The 4,582-nt window shown below is 67.3% G+C and carries 3 protein-coding genes and 1 pseudogene; 1 reads left to right on the top strand and 3 read right to left on the bottom strand.

Translation table 11 applies throughout. The features are described 5' to 3' along the window. Positions 1 to 55 precede the first annotated feature (55 nt). The 3 genes and pseudogenes from SSP24_RS41980 to SSP24_RS41970 form a co-directional block, all read right to left on the bottom strand. Entirely contained in the window at positions 56 to 304 is a 249-nt protein-coding gene (locus SSP24_RS41980; RefSeq protein WP_141316442.1) for a hypothetical protein, read from the bottom strand. Positions 305 to 343: 39 nt separating this feature from the next. Continuing rightward, positions 344 to 1,751 (bottom strand): annotated as a pseudogene (locus SSP24_RS41975) (transposase). A 334-nt stretch (positions 1,752 to 2,085) separates the two neighbouring features. Then, on the bottom strand, positions 2,086 to 2,448 hold the full coding sequence (locus tag SSP24_RS41970; RefSeq protein WP_280527095.1) for a DUF2267 domain-containing protein: 363 nt from the start codon (positions 2,446 to 2,448) through the stop codon (positions 2,086 to 2,088). A 947-nt stretch (positions 2,449 to 3,395) separates the two neighbouring features. Here SSP24_RS41970 and SSP24_RS41965 point away from each other — a divergent pair. Beyond that, positions 3,396 to 4,415 carry a LacI family DNA-binding transcriptional regulator gene (locus SSP24_RS41965; RefSeq protein WP_141316436.1) on the top strand — a complete coding sequence of 340 codons (1,020 nt, stop codon included), beginning with the start codon at positions 3,396 to 3,398 and terminating at the stop codon, positions 4,413 to 4,415. Positions 4,416 to 4,582 lie beyond the last annotated feature (167 nt).

The following is a 4,582-nucleotide window of genomic DNA, read 5'->3' as shown; positions in this document are numbered from 1 at the left end:
GCAGAGCGATACTCGGGGGTTCGGAAACAGGCTCTGAACTTGTCGTTTAACCCCATCAAGGAGTGACGTAGTCGCCCCAGCCAAAAGTGACAACGTAAGCCCGTCGAACGGCTTCTCCGCCGCGTCCGCCCCTGATACGGATGACGGCCAGCGCGAGGATGAACCAGGCGGTGAAGCACCCCGCGACGATCAAAGTCCAGCGAAGGCCGGAGAAACTGGCAATGACGACCAGAGCAATGACCGTGACGACCAGTCCGATGTGGCCGCCGCCGATATCCGTGCTGGACCTGCTGCCGCCTGTCATGAGAGTCCCCCCGAAGATGACGCTGTGCGTCAGAGCAGGCTACGGGGCTCTGCCAGCGGTGTCAGTGCCGTTCCCGCGACGGGGTTTGGTGCCGACTTTGTGGTGGGTGGGCTGGCTGAACGCCTCGCCGGTGGCGAGGACTCTGCCCACGGCGTGACGGGTGGCCCGGCGGCGGTTCTTCGAGCCCGGTGGCCGGCCTGGGCCGGGCCGGGATGGTTTCGGTGCACCGGCTGGGGAACCGGTCTTCGCGTGCAGGTTTCTGAACCCTCTGCGGACGCGGGAGGGTGTCAGTTTGTTCGGCTCGGCTGGCTTCTCCCAGGGCCGGCGGAGATCTCTTGCAAGTGGGCGGGCGAGGCGGAGCTGGGTATAGGCGGCGATCACCGGCCAGGTCCACCGGTCGGCCGCTTCTGAGCTGCGAAGCCGGGGTTTGGTCCAGCCGAGTGTCTGCTTGAACAGGCGAAACGTGTGCTCCACGTCGAAGCGTCGCAGGAAGGACTGCCAGCAGCGGTCGACGTCCGCTTCGTTGGCGCCGGTGCCCGACCACCACAGCCATACCGGCTTGTTCACCCCACCGCTTGGCAGCTTCTCCACGACCAGGCGGATGACGGTGCCCGCGATGATCGGCAGCGGCCCGTCGTGGTCAAGCCCTGCGGCCCGACGGGTCAGCCGGGGGTGCAACCGGTCCCATGCCTGCGCGGTCGCCTTCCCATAGAGCCGGGTGTCCGTCGTCGTCACGGCCTGCTCCGTACCCCAGGTCGCGGAATCGCCGAAGACGAACTCGCCGCCATGCTTGGGCGGCCGGCCGCCCTTTGGGTTGGCCAGGCCAAACTCTTCGCGGAAGGGTGCAGGACGCCGCATCACCCGACCTCCGGGTCACCCGGCTCCCACTGGCCCGCAGCGACGAGTAGTTCGACGATTTCGCGGATCTGGATGTGGTGACCGCGGCGACGTCGGCGCCGGGCTCCAGGCGAACCGCGTCCAGCACCGCTGTCCAGGACGTGCGGCCGGCCTCCAGCGCAGCCACCACCGAGTACGGCCAGCCGGGCACCATCTGATGCTTGCCCTCACCCCGGCCGAAGGTGTGACAAAAGGCCCGGTCAGCACACGTGTTGGCGTCGGGTCGCAGCCACGGCGAGACATCCACCGCCAGCACGAGCCGGCCGTCCGCCGCCCTCGGCAGCGGCACCCAAGCCAGGGCACGACGCAGCCGGGCGACATCGATCCGGCCCTGGTTGAGTCCGCGGTACAGAGTTCCGTGACCACGGCGGTGTTCAGGCGCGAGCGCGAGATCGACCAGCGTTCGCACCGGCCCATCCGTGCACAACAACGCGTCGCACAACTCGAACAACGCGTCGCCCCGTGCGGTCAGACACGCGTACAGCTCCGACCGGAAGTGTGACACTTCCGCCAACGCATCCCGCAGGACGCCTTGATGCTCCAGACTCACGACCACGGCCTTCGCGCTGATTCACTCTGTGACGGAGCACAGGATCAGACGGAGGCCGCCTACGGGTCCGCTGAACTGCGAAAAGGCTGATCAAGTTCGAGCCGCGTTCGACATCGGACCATAAATGACAAGCTGATACGGACGTGAATGTGCTCACCAGTTCGTGGGCGAGTCGTGCCCCGCGTACTGCATCCTCCGGCGGAACTTCCTGCGACGTGGCTCAACCGGGCCTCAGACCCGGCAGCAGTGTCGGATTCAGGGGAAGGATTCTGCGTCACATCGGGCTCTCTGAACTTCGTGCCCGGTCAACGACCCGCCCGTGCGGGGAGCCCGGTCAGGCAGCCGGCTGGAGGAGGAGTGCGCGGATGTCGTGCGGAAGTTGCTCCAGTGCCGACTCCAGCTGCCCGGGCGAGACGTGTTCGCGTACGACCGCGGTGACCGCGGGAACGATCCGGGGCACGTCCTCGGCGGAGACCTTCGCTTCCTGGACGAAGCGGTTCACATAGCCTTCGCGGTCGAACTTGATCGGTACGGCGCTCGAGTCCCAGCCGTCGTAGTAGGCGCCCCACAACAGCTCGGGGAGCTGCGCGGCGAAGTGGGCGGCCACGCCGACGGTGACCCGGTCGCGGAGCGTGCGCAGCACCCGGTGGGCGAGGTGGTGGTCCTCGGTTCCCAGGGCTTCGGGCACCGCTTTCAGCCAGATGTTGGCGGTGTGGATGGCGTGCTCGAAGTCGGGTGGATGTGTGGGTGGCTCTATCAGTGAGTTCCGGTTCTGGCATAGGCCTTGGGGAGCGGTGGCGGAGGGTTACCGTGGTGTTCGATTGCGAGGGTCGGTTTTACGTGAGCCGCGCGCACGGTGCCGCATTCTGTTCATCGCTCCGTTTCGTCTGGCGCTGGGGGTGTTTGACGCTCGACGACTCGACAAGAAAACGTGGAAAGGGGTCCATCCTTGCGGCAACGGCCGTCCGGCCCCTTATTGGGTGCCTTTTGAGCATCTGCCGTCGGACACCTTAGTGATGAGTCGGAGCCAAGTCGATCCCCAGATCGAAAGAATCGAAAACGTGCCGGATTCAGGTCGGTATTTCTCGAATACTCCGCTTGATCCTGCATGTCCAACCCGTCGCCGTAGCCACGAACTGTCGCAGGCTGGAGGGGGGTTGGGGCAGTCGTGCGGTCGGCCGCCAGGGCGCGTCGCGGATCGCGGATCGGCTGGAAGGTGAGTCCATCTCTGCTTTATTGCGCTGTACTCACGCTGCGCAATGGAGTCGAGTAAATTCTCTGTCGGCTACTTGTCGGTAGTCGAGGCTCGTAGACTTGGAAGCGCTGTCGCGGTCTTCGCCTTTCTGAATGAACGAGTCTCGGTAAAGCCGTTAATTCCTGCCGTCGCGCCGGGATCGGGTACGCGAAATGTATGCGGAACTGCGCATTCGAAGTCCGCGGGGTGGACCGGAGTCTGTACCGCGCCCGAACGCGCCGCCTTCAGGCGCCCTTCTCCTTCGCATATCGGGCATATCGCTCAGGGTATTGCCCTTCCCTCCCTGCTCTGCGTAAGGTCACGCCGTTCGTCGAATCGATTCGACGAATTCGACGAGCCCGAGCAGCCCGAGGAGCCCGACGGCCCACGGCGGGCGGATGGAGGCGGGAATGACCACGATCAAGGACGTCGCCGAGCGGGCAGGTGTCGCGCCGAGCACCGTTTCCTACGTCCTGAGTGGGTCGCGCAAGATCTCCGAGGACACCCGGCGCGCGGTGCAGGCCGCGATCGACGAGCTGGGATACCACCCGCGTGCGAGCGCCCGGACGCTGCGCAGCGCACGCACCCGGGTGCTCGCACTGGCCGCGCCGCGTGTGCCGGGGGCGTACCGGGCGATCGACGGGCGGTTCGCGATCGACGTCACCGACGCCGCCCGCGGGCACGGCTACGACGTGCTGCTGATGACCGACAGCGACGGCGTCGGCGGGCTGCGCCGGGTGGCCTGCAGCGGGCTCGCGGACGCCGCGGTGCTGATGGCGGTCGAGGACCGTGACCCCCGTGTCGAGGTCCTCGGCGAACTGGGCTTCCCAGCGGCACTGCTCGGTCGCGACGATCACGCGCAGCTGCCCTGGACCGACCTCGACTGGGATGCCGCCGTCGCCCTCGCCGTGCGCGAGACCGCCGCGGCCGGGCACCGGCGGATCCTCTTCCTGTCGTCGGCCGAGCACGAGGTCGCCGCACGCCGCGGTTATGCGCTGCACGGCCTGGACGGCGCCCGGCGCGCGACCGCCGAGACCGGGGCCGAGGTGCGGGTGGTCCCGTCCCACCGCGACCCGGACGTCCTCGCCCGGCGGCTGCGCGAGGCACTGACGGCGCGTCCTGCCCCGACCGCGCTGGTCGTCCAGCACCTGATCCTCCTGCCCCGGCTGCTGGACGCGGTGGCGACGGCCGGGCTGCGGGTCCCTGACGATCTGACGGTCGTGCTCGTCGGCAGCCTCCCGGACGAGCTGGGCATCCGGCATCTGCCGCGGATCGACCTGCCCGTGGCGGAGATGTCGACGGCCGTGGCCCGGCTCGCCATCGACGCGATCGACCCCGGCTCCGACGCCCGGCCACCGTCCGGGCCGCCGCACCACCTGATCCAGCCGCGGATGGCCGGTCCCGCCATCGCCCCGCCGTCATTGGGCTGACCACACCACCGCATGTCCAGAGCTGCACATGTAACGGAGAGCGAACTATGCCGTCCATAGCAGGACGCATCAGAAAAACCGAAACAACCAGAACAACCGAAACAACCAGAACAACCGGAAAAACAGCCGGGGTGAAACGTGCTCGTGTTCCTGCACTTGCTGCGGCC

It is taken from the genome of Streptomyces spinoverrucosus (assembly GCF_006539505.1).
GTDB classification, from domain to species: Bacteria; Actinomycetota; Actinomycetes; order Streptomycetales; family Streptomycetaceae; genus Streptomyces; species Streptomyces spinoverrucosus.
The sequence above is the reverse complement of the archived record's forward strand: the minus strand, read 5'-3'. Positions and strand labels throughout refer to the sequence as shown.